Here is a 23,078-nt window from a genome sequence, read left to right as displayed (position 1 = left end):
AGCGGCGCCTGAGCCGCTTACATAACCTCGAGTTTTCCAAAGACGCCGCCGGCCGGAAGACCGGCCCGGCGGCGCTTGCATGAAAGAGACCGGCGAATGGCATCTGCAGCAGAGCAAATGGCGGCCAACACGAGCTGGGCCGCCCTTGGCAAGGCAACCGACCTTCGCAACCGCATCCTCTTCACCCTCGGCCTGCTGATCGTTTATCGACTCGGCACCTATATCCCGGTGCCGGGGATCGACGGGGGCGCGTTGCGCGAATTCATGGATCAGGCGTCTGCCGGAATCGGGGGCATCCTCAACATGTTCACCGGCGGTGCGATCAGCCGCATGGGCATCTTTGCCCTCGGGATCATGCCTTATATTTCCGCCTCGATCATCATTCAGCTTCTTGCCTCCATGGTCCCCGCCCTTGAGCAACTCAAGAAGGAAGGGGAGCAGGGACGCAAGAAGATCAACCAGTACACGCGCTACGGCACCGTGCTGTTGGGCACCTTCCAGGCTTATGGCCTTGCCGTCAGCCTGCAGGCCGGCGATCTGGCCCACGATCCCGGCTGGTTCTTCCTGACGGCCTGCGTGATCACGCTGGTGGGGGGCACGATGTTCCTCATGTGGCTGGGTGAACAGATCACCGCGCGCGGTATCGGCAACGGCATCTCGCTCATCATCTTCGTCGGCATCATCGCCGAGGTTCCTGCGGCAATGGCGCAATTCTTTGAAAGCGGCCGTTCGGGTGCGATTTCACCGGCAGTGATCATCGGCGTGCTTGTCATGATTGTTGCCGTGATCGCCTTCGTGGTCTTCATGGAGCGGGCGCTGCGCAAGATCCACATCCAGTATCCGCGCCGTCAGGTGGGGATGAAGGTCTATGACGGTGGCTCGTCCCACCTTCCGGTCAAGGTGAACCCGGCGGGCGTGATCCCGGCGATCTTTGCCTCGTCGCTGCTGCTGCTGCCGACCACGCTGGCCACGTTCAGCGGCTCCCAAACCGGGCCGGTCATGTCGACCATCCTCGCCTATTTCGGTCCCGGACAGCCGCTGTACCTGTTGTTCTTCACGGCGATGATCGTCTTCTTCGCCTATTTCTACACGCATAACGTCTCCTTCAAGACAGAGGACGTGGCGGACAATCTCAAGAACCAGAACGGGTTCGTGCCGGGCATCCGTCCGGGCAAGCGGACGGCCGAGTATCTCGAATACGTGGTAAACCGGGTTCTGGTTTTGGGTGCAGGCTACCTCGCTCTGGTCTGTATGCTGCCGGAGATCCTGCGCGCCGAGTTGGCGATCCCGTTCTATTTTGGTGGCACCTCGGTGCTAATTGTTGTCAGTGTTACGATGGATACCATCCAACAGGTGCAATCACATCTGCTGGCGCACCAATACGAAGGTCTGATCGAAAAATCACAGCTGCGCGGCCGCTCGGGCGGGAAAAGACGCGGCAAACGCAACACGGGACGTCGCTAACACATGAACATCATTCTTCTCGGCCCCCCCGGAGCGGGCAAGGGCACACAGGCGCGCAGACTCGTCGAGCAGCGTGACATGATCCAGCTTTCCACCGGGGACATGCTGCGCGACGCGCGGAGTTCCGGGACCGAGATGGGCAAGGTCGTCGCCGATGTGATGGATCGTGGCGATCTGGTGACGGATGAGATCGTCATCGGCCTGATCCGTGAGAAGCTTCAGGCGGGCGATGCCAAGGGCGGCTATATTTTCGACGGCTTCCCCCGCACCCTGGCCCAGGCCGACGCGCTCAGCAATTTGCTGAGTGAGTTGGGCGAGACGCTGGACGCGGTTCTGGAGATGCGGGTTGACGATGATGCGCTCGTAGCGCGGATCACGGCGCGTTCCACCTGCGGTACCTGCGGCGAGGTGTATAACGACATCACCAAGCCGATCCCGGACGACGGCAAGTGCGCGAAATGCGGCGGAACCGAATTCAAGCGCCGTGCTGACGACAACGAAGAAAGCCTCAAGACCCGCTTGCTTGCCTACTACAAGCAGACCTCGCCGCTGGTGGGGTACTACCACGCGAAGGGCGATCTTCAGACCCTCGATGGTCTGGGCGAAATCGGTGAAGTCGCAAGCCGGATCGATGCGGCGCTCGCTGAGTGATCATGAATGCCGAAAGGGCCGATTCCGCGCCCTTTCGCGCCTTTCCACGCAGAGCTTAATTCCGGGTTGACGCACCGGTCAAAATTCCATAGCCAACGCTATCTCCGCAAGAGACGTGATTCTGTTCGGGTGCGCCCGAGTATCAGGATCGATCAACATCAGCTGCGGCTCGCAGGCACCTGCCTCGGGCTTACGTTGTGAAAAAAGGTTCTGGAGCTACGGAACCGCAACGAAAGGAAAGTGACACGTGGCACGTATCGCCGGCGTAAACATCCCGACTGCCAAACGGGTGCCGATCGCACTCACCTATATTACCGGAATTGGCCAGGCTTCCGCCAAGTCCATTTGCGAAGCCGTGGGTATTGACCCGTCGCGCCGCGTGAATGAGCTGTCGGATTCCGAAGTTCTGGCCGTGCGCGAGCACATCGACGCGAACTTCACCGTCGAAGGCGACCTGCGCCGTGAGACGCAGATGAACATCAAGCGCCTGATGGACCTCGGCTGCTACCGCGGCCTGCGTCATCGTCGCAACCTCCCCGTCCGCGGTCAGCGGACCCACACCAACGCTCGTACCCGCAAAGGCCCCGCGAAGGCCATTGCCGGCAAGAAGAAGTAAGGGAGGCTTAGACAATGGCACGCGATACTCGTCGTGGAGGCAAGAAGAAGGTCTCCAAGAACATCGCCGCAGGCGTGGCGCATGTGAACAGCTCGTTCAACAACACCAAGATCCTGATCTCCGACGTGCAGGGCAATGCGATCGCATGGTCGTCCGCTGGCACGATGGGGTTCAAGGGCTCCCGGAAGTCGACACCCTACGCCGCTCAGATGGCCGCAGAAGATGCGGGCAAAAAGGCGCAGGAACATGGCGTCAAGACGCTCGAAGTCGAAGTTCAGGGCCCCGGTTCGGGTCGTGAATCCGCACTTCGCGCTCTCGCGGCTGCGGGCTTCAACATCACGTCCATCCGTGACGTGACCCCGATGGCGCACAACGGCTGCCGTCCGCCGAAGCGCCGTCGCGTCTGATCAAACAGACCACTACCGACTGGGGCCAGTGCTGTGCACCGGCCCCCGTTGTCGTCATTTAACCTCGGGCGCTTCTCGCCTTTGGACATGGGGCAGAAGCAGGAATGGAGGGACGCATGATCCATAAGAACTGGGCCGAGCTGATCAAGCCGACACAGCTTGACATCAAGCCGGGCAACGATCCGACCCGGCAGGCAACCGTGGTTGCCGAACCGCTTGAGCGGGGCTTCGGCCTGACGCTGGGCAACGCGCTGCGTCGCGTGCTCATGAGCTCCCTGCAAGGGGCAGCCATCACCTCCGTACAGATCGACAACGTGCTGCACGAGTTTTCCTCCGTGCCGGGCGTTCGCGAAGACGTCACCGACATCATCCTCAACCTCAAGGGCGTCTGCCTGAAGATGGAGGTCGAGGGACCCAAGCGGCTGTCGATCAACGCAAAGGGCCCCGGTGTTGTCACCGCGGCCGAGATCACTGAAAGCGCCGGCATCGAGATCCTCAACAAGGATCACGTGATCTGTCACCTTGATGAAGGTGCGGATTTCTATGTCGAGCTGACGGTCAACACCGGCAAGGGCTATGTCGCGGCCGACCGCAACAAACCCGAAGATGCACCTATCGGCCTGATCCCGATCGACGCGATCTATTCGCCGATCAAGAAGGTCGCTTATGACGTGCAGCCGACCCGCGAGGGGCAGGTGCTCGATTATGACAAGCTGACGCTGAAGATCGAAACTGATGGCTCCGTTACTGCAGAAGATGCCGTGGCCTATGCCGCGCGGATCCTGCAGGATCAGCTGTCCATCTTCGTCAACTTCGACGAGCCGGAATCGGCAACCCGTCAGGACGACGAAGACGGGCTGGAGTTCAACCCGCTCCTGCTCAAGAAGGTCGACGAGTTGGAACTGTCGGTGCGTTCCGCGAACTGCCTGAAGAACGACAACATCGTCTATATCGGCGATTTGATCCAGAAGACCGAAGCCGAGATGCTCCGCACCCCGAACTTCGGCCGCAAGTCGCTCAACGAGATCAAGGAAGTGCTCTCCGGCATGGGGCTGCACCTCGGGATGGACGTCGAGGACTGGCCGCCGGACAACATCGAGGATCTGGCCAAGAAATTCGAAGACGCCTTTTAAGGGCGTCCTTCTGGCACCCGTATGTCGCAGGTGGCATACGGGTGTCATACACAAGTCAAACGTTTGTCATACCGGCAAATTCGGGCAATCCCGCCCCAAGGAGAGGGTTCCGCAACGCATGGAGCCCCGGACAAAGCATAAAAGCTAGGAGACCATCAAATGCGTCACGCACGAGGCTACCGCCGCCTGAACCGCACCCACGAGCACCGCAAGGCGCTCTTTGCCAACATGGCCGGCTCGCTCATCGAACATGAGCAGATCAAGACCACGCTGCCCAAGGCGAAGGAACTTCGCCCCATCGTGGAAAAGCTCATCACGCTCGCCAAGCGCGGCGATCTGCACGCACGCCGCAACGCCGCGTCGCGCCTCAAGCAGGACGCCTATGTGGAGAAGCTCTTCGAGGTCCTCGGGCCCCGTTATGCTGAGCGTCAGGGCGGCTACGTCCGCATCCTGAAGGCCGGATTCCGCTACGGCGACATGGCACCCATGGCGATCATCGAATTCGTCGACCGCGATGTCGACGCGAAAGGCGCCGCCGACAAGGCCCGCCTTGAGGCCGAAGACGCGGAATAAGATCCGCTCTCTCCTCAACGGTTTAGACCCCCATTCGGCATAAGCCGAGTGGGGGTTTTTCATTTTCCGCTAGGCGCACACGAAATATCAACCATGACGGGCCAGTCTTCGGCAACTGCTCTAGCGCCAGAAGGCCGGAATGACTGTCAGATTGCCGATCCTCCTCTTGTTGATACTCCTCGCTGAAACCGCGAGTGCGCAGGCGCTGTTCCGCGATACCTATTTCCGGCGAGAGGCGGCCCCGGCTCCCTTGGCAGCCCCGGACACTCCGATCATCTCAACCAGCGGTTCGAGCCTTTTCGTCGGGCGTGCGGGTGCGAGTATCTTTCAGCCCATGAAGCGATCGAGCCCGCATGTGGAGCGGCTCAGAACCCTGATCGCCAGCGTAGAGGCGGGGAAGGCGGGTTATGATGCTGTGCAACTCGCTGCACGTATCAAACCGCCAAGGCGCCCCTCCGATCTGACGATCGCGGAAATCTATGACTGGATCCGCGCCACTCCGGGACAGCATCATGCCATCGGGCGCTATCAACTCATCCCCAAGACCCTGCGGCGTCTGGTCAAAACGCTGGGCGTTGACCCCAAGGAACGCTTTTCTCCGAAGGTGCAGGACCGCTTTGCTGACCAATTGCTGCGCGAAGCAGGGTTCACGGCCTTTCAGGCGGGGGAGCTTGATCGCGATAGCTTCATGGACAATCTCGCCAAGATCTGGGCCGGGCTGCCGACGGCATCTGGGGGGTCGTATTACGAAGGATACGCGGGCAATTCGGCAGGGATGACTCGCGCGCATTTTTCCCGGCAAATGGCGGATATCTTCCCCGACTGACCCTTTCCTTGCAATCAGTGCGCGGCTTGCGCATATCTGGCCCCGTAGCAAGACGGAGGTCCGGATGATCCGCGTGACATGCCTGATCCTGAGCCTGTTGGTCCCGCTCCAGGGCTGGGCCGAACAGGTCCCGGCAGGGCGCTCTGAGATTGCTCTCAGCTTTGCCCCACTGGTCAAGCAGGCGGCGCCAGCGGTCGTGAACATCTATGCCCGAAGGGTGGTTGAGGGGCGCCGCTCTCCCCTGCGCGATGATCCGTTTTTCAGTGAGTTTTTTCGTAGCTTCAGCGCCCCGCGCCCTCGTGTGCAGAATTCGTTGGGATCGGGCGTGATACTCTCCAGCGACGGGATTGTCGTCTCGAACTACCATGTTGTTGGCGATGCAACGGATATCCGGGTGGTGCTGAACGATCGGCGGGAATACGGCGCCGAGGTGCTGCTGGCCGACGAGGAGGCCGACCTTGCCATATTGCAGCTTTACGGGGCGGTCGACATGCCCGTCCTGCCCCTGCGTGACAGCGATGAGGTGGAGGTTGGTGAGTTGGTGCTTGCGATCGGCAACCCGTTTGGTGTGGGCCAGACTGTCAGCAGCGGGATCGTCTCGGGGCTTGCGCGGTCCGGAACGGCCACGGGATCCGCGCGCGGCTATTTCATCCAGACGGACGCTCCGATCAATCCCGGCAACTCGGGCGGGGCGCTGATCGACAATGCCGGCCGCTTGATCGGGGTCAATACCTCCATCCTGACCCGCTCCGGCGGCTCCAATGGGATTGGTTTCGCCATTCCTGCCAACCTCGTGGCGCGCTTCGTCGATCAGGCGCGCGCGGGCAAGAAGCGGTTCGAACGCCCGTGGAGCGGCCTGAGTGCCCAGCCCGTCACCTCCGATCTGGCGGCCGCGATGGGTCTGGATTTCCCCGAGGGGATCGCAATTGCAGAGCTTCACCCCTCTAGCCCCTTTGCCGAAGCGGGCTTCATGTCCGGGGATATTCTGGCCACGGTGGAAGGGCAGGAGGTCAGCACCGAGGCGGAGTTGGAATACCACATGGCGGTGCGCGGGCCGGGTGCGCGCATCGGAGTGGAGCGTATCCGCGAAGGGGAACGTGAAACCTTGCACGTCCCGCTGATCGCGCCCCCCGAGGTTCCCGCACGGGATGAGGTACAGGTTCCCGCCCGGCTACCGCTCGCGGGATTGCTAGTCGCGAATTCCAACCCGGCATTGCTGGGCGAACTCGGCCAGCGTCAGCCTGCCGAAGGCGTCATCGTGTGGGAGCCCGGTCCGATTGGCGCACGGCTCGGGTTGCGTCCGGGGGATCATATCGTCGCGATAAACGGTGCGGAGGTTCGCCAGCCCGCGGATGTTCCCGGATTGCTTGCCGCCTATGGCCGGGCAGTTTCCATTCTGATCGAACGGGATGGACGGCGGCTTTCATTTCAGGTCAGGCTCTGACCGCATGGCGGATCTGTTTGAAACATCCACTCCTTCGACGCAGGCCGGGCCGCGCCCGCTGGCCGACCGTTTGCGTCCGAAGGCAATTGGCGAGGTCATCGGGCAGGATCAGGTTCTGGGGCCGGATGCGCCGCTTGGGGTGATGCTCGCCTCGGGGAGCTTGTCGTCGCTCATCTTCTGGGGGCCGCCGGGCGTGGGGAAGACGACGATCGCGCGCTTACTCGCGGATGAGACGGATCTGCACTTCGTACAGATCAGCGCGATTTTCACGGGCGTACCGGAACTGCGCAAAGTGTTCGACGCGGCAAAGCACCGGCATGCAAACCGGCAGGGGACGCTGCTCTTCGTTGATGAGATCCACCGCTTCAACAAGGCGCAACAGGACGGTTTCCTGCCGCATATGGAGGACGGAACCATCCTGCTCGTGGGGGCAACGACGGAGAATCCGTCCTTTGAACTCAACGCCGCCTTGCTGTCCCGGGCGCAGGTGCTGGTGCTGGAACGTCTCGATTTCGCGGAATTGGAGCGCCTCGCCTCGCGGGCGGAGCAGGAACTGGGCAAGACGTTGCCCCTTGATGCGCACGCCCGAGAGGCCCTGCTGGAGATGGCGGACGGTGACGGGCGGGCCCTGCTCAATCTCATCGAGCAGGTTAGCGCGTGGAAGATCGAGGGCGATCTGGATACCAAGGGGCTGTCCGCGCGGTTGATGCGCCGTGCCGCGCAATACGATAAATCAGGCGATGCGCACTACAACCTCATCAGTGCGCTGCACAAATCGGTGCGGGGATCAGATCCCGAAGCCGCGCTCTACTGGTTTGCACGGATGCTCGAAGGGGGCGAAGATCCCCGCTATCTCGCCCGCCGCATCACCCGCATGGCTGTGGAGGATATCGGCCTTGCCGATCCGCAGGCACAGGCGATCTGCCTCCAGAGTTGGGAGACGTATGAGCGTCTGGGAAGTCCCGAAGGCGAACTGGCACTGGCACAGGCGCTCATTTACCTCGCCTTGGCCCCCAAATCGAATGCAGGCTATGCCGCCTATAAGGGGGCCAGAGCCACGGCCAAGAAAACCGGAAGCGAGCCGCCGCCGAAGCATATCATGAATGCGCCTACCTCGCTCATGCGCGAGCAGGGATATGGCCAGGGCTACGCCTATGACCACGACGCCGAAGACGGGTTCTCAGGCCAGAACTACTTCCCGGAAGGCATGGCGCGCCCTGCGCTTTACGCTCCGGTGGAGCGGGGGTTCGAGCGAGACCTGAAGAAGCGGATGGACTACTTCGCCAAGCTCCGTCTCAAGCGCGAGTCCTGAGGGCGGCGGCTTGACAAGCGGCGCCCTCCGCGCGACAGGAAGCCATGTTTACAAGCCTTCTCTCCGTCGCTGCCGGAGGCGCCATCGGTGCCAGCCTGCGCTTTCTCAGCGGGATCGGGATCGCACGGATCTGGGGCGGAAGCTTTCCGCTCGGGGTCCTCTCGGTCAATGTCCTCGGCTCCTTTCTGATGGGCGTGTTCGTCGTGGTCGCGGCCGAGCGCGGGCTGACCTACCTTGGCCCCTTCGTGATGACCGGCCTGCTTGGCGGCTTCACGACATTCTCGGCCTTCTCGCTGGAAACGGTGACCCTGTTTGAGCGGGGGGAGCCGGTACAGGCCATGGCCTATGTCATCTTCTCCATTCTGGGTTCGATTGCGGCGCTCGCGCTTGGAATTCTTTTGTCGCGTGGAGTTCTGTCATGAGCGGTGTTCAAACGATTACGGTTTCCCCGGCGGATGCCGACCAACGGCTCGATCGCTGGCTTCGCCGCCTGTTTCCCGCCGTAACGCAGGGGCGCATCGAAAAGATGTGCCGCAAGGGGGATCTGCGGGTCGATGGCGGACGGGTGAAGGCCAATACGCGGCTCTTGGTCGGCCAACAGGTGCGCGTGCCGCCCATGCCGGAGAAAAGCGATGATCGCCCCGTGGTGCAGGTACAGCGGGTCAGTGACGCCGACGCGGAGATGATCCAAAACTGTGTGATCTTTCGCGACGATCATATCATTGCGCTCAACAAGCCGCCGGGCCTTCCCGTGCAAGGGGGCAGCAAGCTGACCCGGCATGTGGACGGTCTTGCCGATGCGCTGCGGTTCGGGTCGGAGGAAAAGCCACGGCTGGTGCACCGGCTGGACAAGGATACCTCCGGGGTTCTGATCATGGCTCGCACGCGCGCGGTCGCCGCTGACCTGACCACGGCCTTCCGCCACCGTGCTACGCGCAAGATTTATTGGGCCGCCGTCGCGGGCGTGCCGACCCCCCAGATGGGCACGATCCGATACGGATTGGTCAAAGCCCCCGGACACGGGGCGAAGGGTGAAGCGGAAAAGATGATCTGCGTTCATCCCCGTGAGATCGACGCCACCCCCGGCGCCAAGGCTGCAACCACTGACTATGCCGTGCTCGCTCCACTCGGGCGGCGCGCGGCATGGGTCGCGCTTGTCCCGATCACCGGCCGCACCCACCAGCTTCGCGCGCATATGGCGGAACTGGGCCATCCAATTATTGGAGACGGCAAATATGGCGGTTCCGGTCAAGAGAACCTTGGCGATGGCTGGGGCGCACAACTCGGCGGAGAGGTCAGCCGCAAGCTGCATCTTCATGCGCGCTCGCTGACCCTCAAACACCCGGTGACTGGCGCAGTGCTGCAACTGACGGCCCCCTTGCCGGACCATATGAAACGCACATGGGACTATCTGGAATGGTTGCCCGGCGATGTGCCTGCCGATCCCTTTGAGGAAGATCTATGAGCGAACTGAAGCTGGTTGTTTTCGACGTCGACGGAACGCTGGTCGACAGCCAAGGCGATATCGTGGCGGCGATGGGCGCTGCGTTTGCTTCGGTTGGCGCACCCGCACCAACCCGAGCCGATGTCCTGTCGATTGTGGGGCTTTCACTGGAAATTGCCATCCCGCGTCTGGCCCCTCAGTGCAGCGCCGCCGAACACACCCACATGGTGGCCACCTACCGCGACAGCTACGCCAGCCTAAGGGCGAAGTCGGTCATTTCGGAAACGTCACCGCTCTATCCCGGCGCGCGCAGCGCGATCGAGGCGCTGCACGCACGTCCCCACACGCTGCTCGGGGTGGCCACGGGCAAATCACGACGCGGGCTGGATGTGCTGATGGAAGGGCATGATCTGGGGCATTTTTTCGTCACGCGGCAGGTTTGTGATTTTCATCCTTCGAAACCGCATCCCGCAATGCTCCAAGCCGCATTGGCCGAAGCGGGCGTTGGGCCGGAACAGGCGATCATGATCGGCGATACCAGCTTTGACATGGAAATGGCGCGATCCGCCGGTGTGGCTGCGATTGGGGTGAGCTGGGGATATCATGCGGTCGAAAGCCTCGCATTGGCAGACCGGGTAATTCACGACTTTGCGGAGCTTTTGCCCGCGATCGACCAGATCTGGAACGTAGCATATGAGTGAATGGGCGGCGAAACGGTTCTGGAAAACGGCAGAGGTCATAGCAAAGGCCGATGGGTTCACGGTGCAGCTTGACGGCCGCCCCGTTCGGACACCGGCAAAGGCACCGCTCGTTGTCCCGTCGCAGCAGATGGCAGCGGCCATTGCGGCGGAATGGGATGCGCAGGACGAAAAGATCAACCCGCTCTCGATGCCGGTCACCCGTGCCGCCAATGCCACCGTCGATAAGGTCGTGCCACAGTTTGACGATGTCGCCGCGCTGCTTGCCAGTTATGGTGAAACCGATCTTTTGTGCTATCGGGCGGTGGCACCCGAAACGCTCGCACTTCGTCAGAGCGAGGCATGGGATCCGCTCCTGGAGTGGGCTGCGGATCGGTTTGGCGCGCGTTTGCATGCGATGCCCGGCGTCATGTATCAGCCACAGCCCCAAGAGAGCATTGATCGCCTCGCCGCAGAAGTGCGTCGCCACGATCCGTTTGAACTGACTGCGTTGAACGAGGTGGTCACCTTGTCGGGGTCGCTGATCATCGGTCTTGCCGTGACGGAACGTCACCTGGAGGCGGAGGATCTCTGGAATCGCTCTCTGGTGGACGAGATTTATCAGCGCGAAGTCTGGGGCGCAGATGAGGAAGCGGACGCGACAAGAGCATTGAAACAAAACGACTTTCTGCAAGCGCGTCGCTTTCTCGATTTGCACCGCCCTTCGGCGATCTAAAGGCACTGCCCGATTTCGCATCGGTTGCATAACCTATCGTCAAAAAGCGCTTTGAAAGCCTTGACCTGCGCAATTATTTTCGCCCAAACTCACCGCACTGAAGGGGGATGAAGCCTTCGCATAACAATCCGGCTCCTAGAGCCGGCTAAGCCGTTTGGGACAGAACGGCCAATCAGGAAGAGGTATACATGAGGAAAACGGTATTTCTTGGCACCGTTGCAGTCGCCGGAATGGCGGCGGGCATGGCGGCGGCCACGACGCTTGAGGATGTGAAGGCACGCGGGTCGCTCAATTGTGGGGTGAATACCGGCCTCGTCGGATTTGCGTCGCCCAATGCCAACGGAGAGTGGGAAGGGTTCGACGTCGGCGTTTGCCGCGCAGTTGCTGCCGCTGTTCTTGGCGATCCGACCGCGATTCAGTTCGTACCGACCACGGGCAAGACGCGGTTCACCGCGCTGGCGTCCGGCGAGATCGACGTTCTGGCACGGAACACGACATGGACGTTCAGCCGCGATACGGACCTCAAGTTCGAATTCGTCGGCATCAACTACTATGATGGTCAGGGCTTCATGGTGCCCAAGGAGCTTGGCGTCACGTCCGCCAAGGAGCTTGGCGGCGCGACCATCTGTATCCAGACGGGGACGACCACTGAACTCAACCTTGCCGACTATTTCCGCAAGAACAACATGGACTACGAGCCCGTTCCGATCGAAACGGACAACGAAGCCCAGCAGCAGTACCTCGCCGGGGCTTGCGACGCCTACACGACCGACGCCTCCGGCCTCGCGGCCGTTCGAGCGACGTTTGAGAATCCGTCCGATCACGTCATCCTGCCCGAGATCGTCTCCAAGGAGCCGCTTGGACCGCTGGTTCGTCACGGCGACAGCGAATGGGGCGACATCGTTCGCTGGACCTTGAATGCGCTGGTCGCAGCAGAAGAGCTGAACATCAGCTCCGCCAACGTCAAGGAACTCGCCGAAGCAGGAACCGACAACCCGGAGATGAACCGTCTGCTCGGTACCGAAGGCAACCTTGGTGAGATGATCGGCCTTGAATCCGACTGGGCCGTCAACGCCATCGCCGCGGCTGGCAACTACGGTGAGCTCTTCGAAAAGAACATCGGTGAGAACACCCCGATCGGTCTCGCGCGCGGTCTCAACGCGCAATGGACCGAAGGCGGTCTCATCTACTCGCCGCCGTTCCGCTAAACACGACGAAGAAGGCGCGGATCATCCCGCGCCTTCTTCGCTTCTGGCCAACAGACGTTTCGCAAAGGCCCCGGGGCAAAGAGACCCCACCACAAAGGCCGTCAAACAGGGAACTTCAGGATGACCACCCTCAGCGACCCCCCTCGGGAGTCGTTCCGGCTTTCCATGCTGTTGAACGACACGCGCTATCGCTCTTACACGCTTCAGTTCATCGCGCTCGTCCTGCTGCTGCTGCTTTTCGGATATCTGGCGTCCAACCTTGTGACGAACCTTGCGGATCAAGGTCAGAATATCAGTTATAAATTCCTCGGCGAACCTGCCGGGTACGACATCAACCAGCGCCCTATTCCCTACGACAGTCAATCGACGCATATGCGCGCCGCCATCGTCGGAGTGCTCAACACGCTTATCGTCTCGGTCCTCGGGTGCATCACGGCGACCATACTCGGGGTGCTCGCGGGTGTGGCGCGGTTGTCTCCGAACTGGCTCCTGCGCAAGCTGATGTCGGTGTACGTCGAGATCTTCCGCAATATCCCCGTTTTCATCTGGATCCTGATCATCTTTGCGATCATGGCCGCCGCGATGCCGGCCCCGAGGGCTTTCCGCGGTGAGGATCCTGAAGCTAGCCCACTTTTCGGCATCATCGCGCTGACGAACCGCGGGGTCTATATTCCCAAACCTATCCTCGAAAACGGAAGCGGTATCGTCTTTGCCGTGTTTCTGCTCTCGATCGTGGGTGTCTTTTTCTATCGGCGCTATGCGCGCAATCTGCTCTTCAATACGGGCAAATTGCTTCCGACATTCTGGCCAACGCTCGGCATTCTTTTTCTGCCTGCCTTGCTCGTTTACTTCGCCCTCGGGATGCCCATAGGATGGGAGATCCCCGAACTCAAAGGGTTCAACTTTCAAGGTGGGGTGCAAATTCGCGGCTCCCTGATCGCGCTTTGGCTTGCGCTGGGGATCTATACAGGTGCCTTCGTGGCTGAAAACGTGCGCGCGGGCATTCAGGCGGTATCCGCCGGGCAAACTGAAGCCGCCGCCGCTCTTGGGCTGCGTCCGCGCCGCATCATGAACCTCGTCATCCTGCCCCAAGCGCTGCGCGTGATCATCCCGCCGCTCATTTCGCAGTACCTGAACCTGACCAAGAACAGCTCCCTCGCCATCGCCGTGGGCTACATGGACATCACCGGGACGCTTGGTGGGATCACCCTGAACCAAACGGGGCGCGCTATTGAGGCCATCCTGCTGCTGATGCTGTTCTATCTCGCCATATCGCTCGGGATCTCGGCGATCATGAACGCCTATAACAACGCCATGAAACTGAAGGAGCGCTGAGATGTCCGACACGCACGCTCAGTTCGCATTCGTCCGCTCCAAAATGCTTCCAGAAGCACCGCCCCCGGCGTCGGAACGGGGCGCAGCGAAATGGGTCCGCCAGAACTTCTTTTCCTCGACCATAAACACGGTGATGACCATTTTCGTCTTTGTGGTCGTCATCCAGATCGCGCTGACAGTGGTGCCTTGGTTGGCGAATGGCGTCTGGTCCGGGTCCAGCCTTTCCGATTGCCGGGAGGCCTTGGCAGGCGAGACCGGCGCCTGCTTCGCAGTGCTGTCCGAGCGCTGGAACCAGTTGCTCTTCGGCTTCCAGTATCCTTCTGAACTCTACTGGCGCCCGCTCGCAGCGTTTCTGCTGTTGTTTGTGGCAATCGCGCCGGTGTTGTTCCAGAAATACGTCCCGTCCAAGATGCTCATCTTCACGGCGCTCTACCCGTTCATCGCCTTTTTCCTCATTTGGGGGGGATCGCTGCTGACACCTGTGCTCGCGCTCGCAGGATTTGTGGTGGGGTACTTCGTCTACACGAAACTGGTGGCACAGAGTTTTGCCCTCGGGTTCTTCGGTGGACTGTTCGCCGCGCTCGCCTTCTGGATCCTCTCGGGATACCTCCCCGTCGAAGGGATACTCGCGATAGAACCTGTGGAATCGCGAGAGATCGGTGGCTTCATGCTGAACCTGATCCTCGGGACGGTTTGCGTATCGCTCTCCATTCCCTTCGGGATCGCGCTGGCCCTCGGACGCCAGAGCTCAATGCCGATCATCAAATGGATTTGCGTCGTCTTCATCGAATTCATCCGTGGCGTACCGCTCATTACCTTGCTTTTCGTGGCGAACGTTGTGCTGGCCTATTTCCTGCCGCCGGGGACAAACTTTGACCTTATCTTACGGGTCATCATCATGATCACGATGTTTGCCTCGGCCTATATCGCCGAGGTCATCAGGGGCGGGCTCGCAGCCCTTCCGCGCGGCCAGTACGAGGCGGCAAACAGTCTCGGGCTCGACTATGCGCAATCCATGCGCCTGATTATTCTGCCACAGGCCCTCAAGATATCCATCCCGGGGATCGTGAACGTAGCGGTTGGCCTCTTCAAGGACACCACGCTCGTCTCGGTCATTTCCATGTTCGACTTGGTCGGCATGATCCGCGGGCCGATTTCCAGTTCGCAAGAGTGGAATGGGGTCTACTGGGAGTTGTTCCTCGCAGCGGGCCTTCTGTTCTTTGTCACCTGCTACGGCATCTCTCAATATTCACAATGGCTGGAGCGTGAGCTTCGGACCGATCATCGCTAGGGGGCTGACCATGGCCGACACCGCACCACAGATGCACGTTTCCGACGAGGTCGCGATCTCGATCCAACGCATGAACAAATGGTACGGGACGTTTCACGTCCTGCGCGACATCGACCTCACCGTCTATGCAGGGGAGCGGATCGTCATCGCTGGCCCGTCCGGTTCGGGGAAATCCACGCTCATTCGTTGTATCAATGCTCTGGAAGAGCACCAGAAGGGCAAGATCGTCGTGGATGGGACGCTGCTGTCGAGCGACCTGAAGAACATCGACAAGATCCGCTCCGAGGTCGGCATGGTGTTTCAACACTTCAACCTTTTCCCGCACCTGACCATTCTTGAGAACTGCACGCTCGCGCCAATCTGGGTGCGCAAGACGCCCAAGCGGGAGGCCGAAGAGACGGCCATGCATTTCCTCGAAAAGGTGAAGATCCCGGATCAAGCCAACAAATACCCCGGACAGTTGTCAGGGGGGCAGCAACAGCGGGTCGCAATCGCACGCTCTCTCTGCATGATGCCACGGATCATGCTGTTTGATGAGCCGACTTCGGCGCTTGATCCGGAGATGATCAAGGAAGTGCTCGATACGATGGTGAGCCTTGCCGAAGAAGGCATGACGATGATCTGTGTGACGCATGAGATGGGCTTTGCACGGCAGGTCGCGAACCGGGTCATCTTTATGGATCAGGGGCAAATCGTCGAGCAGAACGAGCCTGAGGAATTCTTCAACAATCCCAAGTCGGAGCGGACCAAGTTGTTCCTCAGCCAGATACTCGGTCATTGATCCGGTTCAGACTAGTTCCCTCGGGACGGTGAAGTGTTCGACCGGTCCCGAACCGGGGCGGACCTCTTCCCACGTGCCGGAGTCGAAGGTCGCAATAAGGGTCGCCCCGGTTGGATAGGCGTTGAAGCGTGGATGTTTGACCGGGCGATCCAGAATGTGGTTTGCCAACTCTCCGATGCCGGGATTGTGGGCGAGCAGAAGCTGAGTCTCCGATACACCCTTCCGGATCGCATGTAGCAGCGTTTCCGCCTCGGCGAGGTAGAGTACATCGCTGAGGTTCGTATGGCCGCCGTTCAGGTTGAGCCGCTCTAGTGTTTCAACAGTTCGACGTGCGGAGGAACACAGGATTTCCCCCGGCGTAATACGCTTTTCCCTCAGCCAATTTCCCAAGGCCTCTGCCGAGGCACGGCCCCGAGCATTCAAGGATCTATCATGGTCGGTAAGATCACCCGACCAGTCGGATTTTGCATGGCGCATAAGGATCAGGCGGAGCGTCATGGGTGAATGCTATTCGAGAAATGTTGTCATGTGAAACGCTGATTGCTCAGGGAGGCGCCGGGCGCTGAAGGGGCAGGCCCGCCGCGCCGCGCATCCACCATGGCGGCACGCCGCTCCGGGCACACTCCGCGTCCATTCTCGGCAGGCCGACGCATCATAGCTTTCGCTTTGAAAGGCCCCGACAGGGCAGGCCGATTTGCAGGGTTGCCCGGCGCAACTGGCGCAGGGTGAAACTTGTGCCTCGGGCAGGGGCACTGGGACGGGTAGGGCGACCGCGCCGCGCAGGCTCAGGAACAATCCAGCGGCCCGGTCCATGGCAAGACCAAGGGGCGATGGAAAGGCCCGTCCCGTGGCGAAGGCCCAAGTGACGAATGGTCGGTAGGGCGGGCCGTCGAAGGGGAAGAGTGCCGTGCCGCCCAGATCCGTAGCCCAGTTGCCGATGACGCGCCGGGACCAACGATCCAATGGATCAGCCATACCATCACCGTATTCATCGGAGGCCCGGAGCACGGACCAGAACTCCGGCTCCTGCGGGGCGAGTAGCAGAATAACCCGCGTGCCACCCGGGACAAGATCGTGAACTGTGGGTGAAAACCCCCCAAAGAGCCGCAGTCCCCGAGGGACCGGCTCCCCGAGGATGAGGTCTTCAGGTGCGCTGCGCGGCGGCACTGGCCTCTGAGCGGATGATCGAACCCGCGCCATGCTCTGTAAACAACTCAAGAAGGCAGGCGTTGGGGGCGCGCCCATCGAGAATCACCACGGCGCGAACGCCGCCCGCAATCGCCTCGAGCGCGGTTTCCGTCTTGGGGATCATACCACCCGCGATAGTGCCGTCGGCGATCATCGCCCGGATCTGGCCCTCGGTAAGGTCGGTTACAACGTCGCCGCTGTCATCCTTCACGCCGCTGACATCTGTCAGGAGCAGAAGCCGGTCTGCCTTCAGCGCCCCCGCGATGGCGCCTGCTGCGGTGTCTCCGTTCACATTGAAGGTCTCGCCCTCGCGGCCTGCACCCAGTGGCGCGATGACGGGGATGGTGTTGTTCTGGAATAGATCCTGGAGGATTTGCGGGCGAACCTCGACAGGGGTTCCGACGAACCCAAGATTGGGATCCGTCTGCTCGCAGATCATCAGATCCGCATCCTTGCCCGACAGGCCAACGGCCTTGCCACCTTGGCGGTTTATCGCTTGCACGATCTGTTTGTTGACCAAGCCCGAGAGGATCATCTCCACGACCTCGACGGTCGCGGCATCGGTCACGCGCTTCCCCCGTACGAAGGTCGATTCGATCCCAAGCTTGTCGAGCATGGCATTGATCATCGGCCCGCCGCCATGAACGATCACGGGGTTGACGCCAACTTGCCGCATCAGCACCACGTCACGGGCGAATTCGTCCATCGCCTCGGGAGAGCTCATGGCGTGACCGCCGAGCTTGATGACGACAACGGCCTCGGAGTAGCGCTGCAGATAGGGCAGGGCTTGGCTCAGGGTGCGTGCAGTGGCGATCCAGTCGCGGTTCATGTCTCTCGGCTTCATCTTTCGTGATCCTCGCGGTCTTGACCGCTTATCCTGAAAGGCGGCCCGCTGCGCAAGAGGCTTGCACCCCCGCAAATCTCGCCGAAACAGACCGGATCCCGGCCTGCTCGCGGATCACAGGAGCGAGGCGACGATAGCCCTGAGCGTGGCGATGCCATCGCCCTTTTCGGAGGAGGTGAGGACAAGCTCGGGATAGGCCGCCGGGTGTTTGGCAAGCCTGCTCCGAACCTGATCCAGAACCCCGTCGCCTGCCTTCATCTTGTCGGCCTTCGTCAGCACGCATTGAAAGGTGACGGCGCTGGTATCGAGCAGAGACATGATCTCCTCATCGACCGACTTTATCCCATGGCGCGCGTCAACGAGGACGAAGGCCCGGCGTAGCGTCTGACGGCCGGCGAGGTATTGCTTGAGCAGCTTCTGCCACTGCTCGACCTTGCTAAGCGGCGCATTGGCGTAGCCGTAGCCGGGCAGGTCGACGAGGTAGAAGGCCGGGCCGAGCGCGAAGTAGTTGATCTCCTGCGTGCGTCCGGGCGTGTTCGAGGCGCGGGCGAGAGACTTGCGACCGGTCAGTGCGTTGATCAAGCTGGACTTGCCCACATTGGACCGCCCTGCAAAGCAGATTTCCGGCCTGTCGGGATCAGGCAGGCCGGACATGGCGACCACGCCCTTCACGAAATCACATGGCCCTGCGAAGAGCTTTCGCCCCGTTTCAGCGGCAAGAGGATCTGGCTCCTCAACGAGGGGATAGGGAAGTGACATCAGGTTTCATCACGGGATTTGCGGCGGAAACTGCCGAGGATATTGCCGAACACGTCCGGCTTGTAGCCGTGGCTGCGCATGATCAGGTACTGCTGCGTGAACGTGATCGTGTTGTTCGCAATCCAGTAAACCACCAGCCCCGACGCGAAGCCGCCCAACATGAACATGAAGACCCATGGCATCCACGCAAAGATCATCTGCTGCGTTGGATCGGCGGGTGCCGGGTTCAGCTTTTGCTGCAACCACATGGAGATACCCAGAATGATCGGCAGGAGGCCAATGAACACCGTTGCCATAATCGTACCGGTTTCCGGCGGGCCCCATGGAAGCAGCCCGAAGAGGTTGTAGATCGACGACGGATCGGGGGCGGACAGATCGCGGATCCAGCCGATCCATGGCGCGTGGCGCAGCTCTAGCGTGACAAAGATCACCTTGTAGAGCGAGAAGAAGATCGGGATCTGCATCAGGATCGGAAGGCAACCTGCGGCGGGGTTCACCTTCTCCTTCTTGTAGAGCGCCATCATCTCTTGTTGGAGCTTTTGGCGGTCGTCGCCGGTCCGCTCCTTGAGCTTCTCCATCTCAGGCTGCAATTCCTTCATCTTGGCCATGGAGGAATAGGATTTATAGGCCAAGGGGAAGAGAATGATCTTGATGAGCACGGTCAGGCCGATGATGGCCCAGCCCATGTTGCCGATCAGTTGGTTGAGCCAGTGCAGTACGGCAAAGATCGGCTTCGTCAGGAAAAAGAACCAACCCCAGTCGATGCTGTCGACAAAGCCCTCGACACCTTCATCGTTCTGATAATGGCGGATGGTTTCCCATTCCTTGGCACCTGCGAACAGGCGCGTTTCGACGGTTGCGCTTTCGCCGGGGGCAATCGTCTGCAGCCCGCTGACCGCTTCGGCCTGATAGATATCGCGACCAGAGAAGTACTTGGCAGTCGAGCGGAATCCGTTCTGGGGGACCAGCGTCGCCATCCAGTAGTGATCCGTGAAGCCGATCCACCCGTTTTCGGCAACCTCGACACGCTCTGCAGCGGCGCCCTCGCGGTCGTCGACCGGGAAGTCAGCAATCTTGCCGTAGTCCGCTTCCTGCAGCGCTCCGTCCGACATGCGGACAAGTCCTTCGTGCAGGATGAAGAAGTCCTTCAGGTTCTCAGGCTCACCATGGCGGCGCAGCAAGCCATAGGGGCGCAGCGTCGCTTCGCCGTTCCCCGCGTTGGTGACTGATTGCGAGACGGTGAACATGAAATCTTCGTCGACCGCGATAGTGCGCTCAAAAAGGAGGCCCGCGCCATTGTCCCACGTAAGAGTGACAGGGCTGGAGGGGGTCAGGGTCTGGCCTTCGACGCCTTCCCAGATCGTGTCAGGACCTGGTACGGCGGTGGCATCGACCCCGGTCGAAGCGGCCCAGCCGAAGAGGGCGTAGTAGGCAGAGGACGAGCCTACCGGCTTGAGAACGGTGACGTTATCCGAATCCTCGTCGATCGAGACTCGGTAGTCCTTGAGGCTCAGATCGTCGATCCGTCCACCCAGAAGCGAGATGGAGCCGGAAACCCGTGGGGTATCGATCTGAATGCGCGGCGCATCGGCGTCGGTTGCCGCGATATCGGTGCTTGCCGTCGAAGCTGCGGGGCCGTCAGCGCGCGGAAGGGCCGGATCAGCCGCTTCGATTTGCTCCGACTGCTCCGCCACATCCGTGGTCGGCGCACGATCGGGCGGCGGGAAGAGTAGGAACCACACGAGGATCACGACGAAAGAAAGCGCCGTCGCGAGAATGAGGTTCTTGTTCTGATTGTCCATTTGGGACCGCCACCTACGTCTGTTCAAACTTGGTGGGGTTCAACAGAGCATTGGCCGGAACGTCAAGCGATTTTGACCCTGCGGCGGTTGGGCCGCACCGTCAAAACGCGCGGCCACCGATCTGGGGTATGGGCAGAAGGTGGGCGTAGTGCTGCTCCATCCAGCCAAAGGTGTTGTCCAGCGCCATCGGCCGCGCCAGTGCAAACCCCTGAGCGTGATCACATCCAAGCTGGGAAATGAGCGCATGCTCTCCTTGTGTCTCCACGCCTTCGGCCACGGTTTGCAGGCCAAGTTGTTCGGCCATGGTGATGATCGCCGATATCAGCCGCTGTTGTTCGGGGTCCCGGTCGATCCGCGATACATAGGAGCGGTCGATCTTGATCCTGTTGATATCGAACTGTCGGATGGCCGCAATGGAGGCGTTTCCGGTCCCGAAATCGTCAAGATCCACGGTACAACCAAGCGCCGCGAGGCCCGCGATATTCCGCGTAACCAAGTTGTTGGGGTCCGCCGTCACGACACTTTCGACAATCTCGACAGTCAGCCGCTCCGGGGGGAGTTCATTCCGGTCCAGTTCCCAACGCACCTTGTCGACGAGGCGCGGATTGCTGAGCTCTACTTCGGAGAAATTGACCGAAATGGATGGCACGTCGAAGCCCGCCGCATCCCATTTGCGCAATGCCAAGAGCGAATGCCGAAGGATAATATCGCCAAGCTGCTCCATCCGGCCAGCAGCTTCGAGAGCGGGGATAAAGCTGCTCGGCCCGATAGGACCTTTCTCGGGGTGGATCCAGCGGGCAAGCGCTTCAAAGCCCGAGACAAGGCCCGTATCAGTGCTCACCTGCGGTTGGAACCATGCGGTAATACGCCCGTCTTCCAGCGCTTCGATGACCTCACGCGCATTGTTGTCGACCTTTGCGGCGGCGCGGATTGTGTCGGGGGCATAGGCTCTTATGGTGCTTTCGCCGCTCTTCATAGCGCTCAAGAGTGCCGATTGCGCGGCGTCCATCAAGGCCTCACCCGTTGGTTCAGGCGAAACGTTCGCAAGGCAGAATCCAAGGCAACTCGAGGGATAGATCGTATTGCTTCCCACCTTGATGGGATCCTGTACGGTTCGAAGCAGTCGGTTCGACAACTGGATGCCTGCCTCAAGGTCGAGGTTGGTGGTCGTCCCCAACACAAGACCAAACCGATCGTCGGTGAGACAGTAAACCATGTCGTTGTCGCGCAGCGCGGCGCGCAGGCGATCTGCGACTGCGCGGCGCAATTCGCTCAGAACCTCGGATCCAAAGGTGGTCTCGACATGCGCCGCATTCGTCAGCTCGATCAGCATACAGGCGCCGTTCCGGGCACGATTGGCGGAGATCTCGAAATAGTCGTCCAGCCTTTCGAGCATGAATTCCCGCAATGGCAAACCGGTTACAGCATCGCGTCGCGAGACGGTTTCGTGCGGGACCCATCCCTCTGGTGCGAAAAGCATGTAAATCATCGGATAGCCGAGCGAAGCGGCCAGAAGCGCGCCCTCGCCGCCGATCCAGAAAGCGCCAAGCGATACGGCAGGTGTGAATGCGATGACTTGCGGCCCAGAAAACAAGAGAGCCGCCACTCGCCGAATGCGCATAAAACTCGCCAACAACATCGTTTCGAACCCCAAATTGCCCAATTCCCAAGCGGGATATCAGCGGTCTGGAGTGAGAGAGCGGTTAATCCTGGCTTCGATTGTCGGTGGTATTTTCTTCAAACTCGACAGAGCGACGGGCAAGGCCCTCAAAATCAAAGAGTTTTGGATCGAGCAAATGCGAAGGGCGGGCATTCATGAGGGCGCGGAACATGATCTGCCGTCGGCCGGGGCTGTTCTTTTCCCACCCATCGAGGATCTGTTTCACCTGTTGCCGCTGCAGCCCGTCCTGCGAGCCGCAGAGATCGCAAGGGATGATTGGATAGCTCATTGCGCGGGCGAATTTCTCGCAATCCGCCTCGGCTACATGTGCAAGGGGGCGATAGACGAAAACATCCCCTTCCTCGTTCAGGAGCTTGGGCGGCATCGTCGCAAGCCGCCCGCCGTGGAAGAGGTTCATGAAGAAGGTTTCGAGGATGTCGTCGCGATGATGGCCCAGAACTACGGCTGAGCATCCTTCTTCGCGCGCGATACGGTAGAGGTGCCCACGCCGCAGGCGTGAACAGAGCGCGCAGAAGGTGCGCCCCTGTGGGATCTTGTCCATGACGACGGAATAGGTGTCCTGATACTCGATCCGGTGCGCTACGCCCATCTCTTCGAGGAAGCGCGGCAGGACAGTCGCCGGAAAGCCCGGTTGTCCCTGATCAAGATTACAAGCCAGCAGGTCGACAGGTAGCAACCCCCGCCATTTCAATTCATGCAGAACGGCAAGTAGGGTGTAGCTGTCCTTGCCGCCCGAGAGACAGACGAGCCACCGGGTTCCGGGCTCGATCATGCCGTATTGCTCGATCGCTTCGCGGGTATGCTGAACGATCCGTTTGCGCAGCTTCTTGAATTCGGTGCTTTTGGGCGCCCCGTGAAACAGCGGATGGATTTCGTCAGATTGGTCCAGCATGGTCGGCGTTTATC

The 23,078-nt window shown here is 60.6% G+C and carries 24 protein-coding genes; 17 read left to right on the top strand and 7 right to left on the bottom strand.

What is annotated here, in order from left to right; genetic code table 11:
* Positions 1-96 precede the first annotated feature (96 nt).
* From secY to BM234_RS11165, 17 genes are all read left to right on the top strand, one after another.
* The gene (secY, locus tag BM234_RS11245) at positions 97-1,464 is read left to right on the top strand and encodes a preprotein translocase subunit SecY (protein ID WP_092064731.1); all 1,368 of its coding nucleotides are present in this window, start codon (positions 97-99) and stop codon (positions 1,462-1,464) included.
* 3 nt (positions 1,465-1,467) lie between these two features.
* A complete protein-coding gene (locus BM234_RS11240) occupies positions 1,468-2,115 on the top strand; it encodes an adenylate kinase (protein WP_092064728.1) in 648 nt (215 codons plus the stop codon).
* Between the two features lie 247 nt (positions 2,116-2,362).
* Positions 2,363-2,731, top strand: coding sequence for a 30S ribosomal protein S13 (gene rpsM / locus BM234_RS11235; protein WP_092064725.1), 369 nt, complete (start codon positions 2,363-2,365; stop codon positions 2,729-2,731).
* Positions 2,732-2,745: 14 nt separating this feature from the next.
* Positions 2,746-3,138, top strand: coding sequence for a 30S ribosomal protein S11 (rpsK, locus tag BM234_RS11230; protein WP_092064722.1), 393 nt, complete (start codon positions 2,746-2,748; stop codon positions 3,136-3,138).
* Between the two features lie 116 nt (positions 3,139-3,254).
* On the top strand, positions 3,255-4,271 hold the full coding sequence (locus BM234_RS11225; protein WP_092064717.1) for a DNA-directed RNA polymerase subunit alpha: 1,017 nt from the start codon (positions 3,255-3,257) through the stop codon (positions 4,269-4,271).
* A 159-nt stretch (positions 4,272-4,430) separates the two neighbouring features.
* Complete coding sequence (rplQ, locus tag BM234_RS11220) at positions 4,431-4,844, top strand: 50S ribosomal protein L17 (protein ID WP_092064714.1); 414 nt, start codon at positions 4,431-4,433, stop codon at positions 4,842-4,844.
* A gap of 139 nt (positions 4,845-4,983) precedes the next feature.
* Positions 4,984-5,670, top strand: a complete 687-nt coding sequence (locus BM234_RS11215; protein ID WP_092064712.1) for a lysozyme family protein — start codon at positions 4,984-4,986, stop codon at positions 5,668-5,670.
* Positions 5,671-5,734: 64 nt separating this feature from the next.
* Positions 5,735-7,114, top strand: a complete 1,380-nt coding sequence (locus BM234_RS11210; protein WP_092064709.1) for a trypsin-like peptidase domain-containing protein — start codon at positions 5,735-5,737, stop codon at positions 7,112-7,114.
* 4 nt (positions 7,115-7,118) lie between these two features.
* Positions 7,119-8,426, top strand: a complete 1,308-nt coding sequence (locus BM234_RS11205) for a replication-associated recombination protein A (RefSeq protein ID WP_092064706.1) — start codon at positions 7,119-7,121, stop codon at positions 8,424-8,426.
* A 44-nt stretch (positions 8,427-8,470) separates the two neighbouring features.
* Positions 8,471-8,848, top strand: coding sequence for a fluoride efflux transporter CrcB (crcB, locus tag BM234_RS11200; RefSeq protein WP_092064703.1), 378 nt, complete (start codon positions 8,471-8,473; stop codon positions 8,846-8,848).
* Entirely contained in the window at positions 8,845-9,891 is a 1,047-nt protein-coding gene (locus BM234_RS11195) for an RluA family pseudouridine synthase (RefSeq protein WP_092064700.1), read from the top strand. The genes crcB and BM234_RS11195 overlap by 4 nt, the downstream gene beginning before the upstream one ends.
* Positions 9,888-10,571: an HAD-IA family hydrolase gene (locus tag BM234_RS11190; RefSeq protein ID WP_092064697.1), complete on the top strand. Its 684-nt coding sequence runs from the start codon at positions 9,888-9,890 to the stop codon at positions 10,569-10,571. The genes BM234_RS11195 and BM234_RS11190 overlap by 4 nt, the downstream gene beginning before the upstream one ends.
* Entirely contained in the window at positions 10,564-11,283 is a 720-nt protein-coding gene (locus BM234_RS11185; protein WP_092064694.1) for an ATP12 family chaperone protein, read from the top strand. Before BM234_RS11190 ends, BM234_RS11185 begins: the two co-directional genes overlap by 8 nt.
* Positions 11,284-11,471: 188 nt before the next feature.
* On the top strand, positions 11,472-12,491 hold the full coding sequence (locus BM234_RS11180) for an amino acid ABC transporter substrate-binding protein (RefSeq protein WP_092064691.1): 1,020 nt from the start codon (positions 11,472-11,474) through the stop codon (positions 12,489-12,491).
* Positions 12,492-12,611: 120 nt separating this feature from the next.
* A complete protein-coding gene (locus BM234_RS11175) occupies positions 12,612-13,826 on the top strand; it encodes an amino acid ABC transporter permease (RefSeq protein ID WP_092064688.1) in 1,215 nt (404 codons plus the stop codon).
* A 1-nt stretch (position 13,827) separates the two neighbouring features.
* Complete coding sequence (locus tag BM234_RS11170; RefSeq protein WP_092064686.1) at positions 13,828-15,117, top strand: amino acid ABC transporter permease; 1,290 nt, start codon at positions 13,828-13,830, stop codon at positions 15,115-15,117.
* A gap of 10 nt (positions 15,118-15,127) precedes the next feature.
* Positions 15,128-15,898, top strand: coding sequence for an amino acid ABC transporter ATP-binding protein (locus BM234_RS11165; RefSeq protein ID WP_092064683.1), 771 nt, complete (start codon positions 15,128-15,130; stop codon positions 15,896-15,898).
* A gap of 6 nt (positions 15,899-15,904) precedes the next feature.
* Here the strand turns inward: BM234_RS11165 and BM234_RS11160 are convergent, their stop codons facing one another.
* The 7 genes from BM234_RS11160 to ttcA all read right to left on the bottom strand — a co-directional run bounded on the left by BM234_RS11160 (position 15,905) and on the right by ttcA (position 23,064).
* The gene (locus tag BM234_RS11160; protein ID WP_092064681.1) at positions 15,905-16,396 is read right to left on the bottom strand and encodes a SixA phosphatase family protein; all 492 of its coding nucleotides are present in this window, start codon (positions 16,394-16,396) and stop codon (positions 15,905-15,907) included.
* 9 nt (positions 16,397-16,405) lie between these two features.
* On the bottom strand, positions 16,406-17,065 hold the full coding sequence (locus BM234_RS11155) for a ferredoxin (RefSeq protein ID WP_245752597.1): 660 nt from the start codon (positions 17,063-17,065) through the stop codon (positions 16,406-16,408).
* Complete coding sequence (gene argB, locus BM234_RS11150) at positions 17,043-17,930, bottom strand: acetylglutamate kinase (protein WP_175501257.1); 888 nt, start codon at positions 17,928-17,930, stop codon at positions 17,043-17,045. The genes BM234_RS11155 and argB overlap by 23 nt, the downstream gene beginning before the upstream one ends.
* A gap of 114 nt (positions 17,931-18,044) precedes the next feature.
* Positions 18,045-18,689, bottom strand: a complete 645-nt coding sequence (yihA, locus tag BM234_RS11145) for a ribosome biogenesis GTP-binding protein YihA/YsxC (RefSeq protein ID WP_092064676.1) — start codon at positions 18,687-18,689, stop codon at positions 18,045-18,047.
* Entirely contained in the window at positions 18,689-20,491 is a 1,803-nt protein-coding gene (gene yidC, locus BM234_RS11140; protein WP_092064673.1) for a membrane protein insertase YidC, read from the bottom strand. Before yidC ends, yihA begins: the two co-directional genes overlap by 1 nt.
* Positions 20,492-20,591: 100 nt before the next feature.
* Positions 20,592-22,112 (bottom strand): putative bifunctional diguanylate cyclase/phosphodiesterase, encoded by a 1,521-nt coding sequence (locus tag BM234_RS11135; protein ID WP_175501256.1) that lies wholly within the window; start codon positions 22,110-22,112, stop codon positions 20,592-20,594.
* Between the two features lie 82 nt (positions 22,113-22,194).
* Positions 22,195-23,064, bottom strand: a complete 870-nt coding sequence (gene ttcA, locus BM234_RS11130) for a tRNA 2-thiocytidine(32) synthetase TtcA (protein WP_092064668.1) — start codon at positions 23,062-23,064, stop codon at positions 22,195-22,197.
* Positions 23,065-23,078 lie beyond the last annotated feature (14 nt).

This window comes from Poseidonocella pacifica (assembly GCF_900111875.1).
In the GTDB taxonomy this organism is placed as follows: domain Bacteria; phylum Pseudomonadota; class Alphaproteobacteria; order Rhodobacterales; family Rhodobacteraceae; genus Poseidonocella; species Poseidonocella pacifica.
The sequence above is the reverse complement of the archived record's forward strand: the minus strand, read 5'-3'. Positions and strand labels throughout refer to the sequence as shown.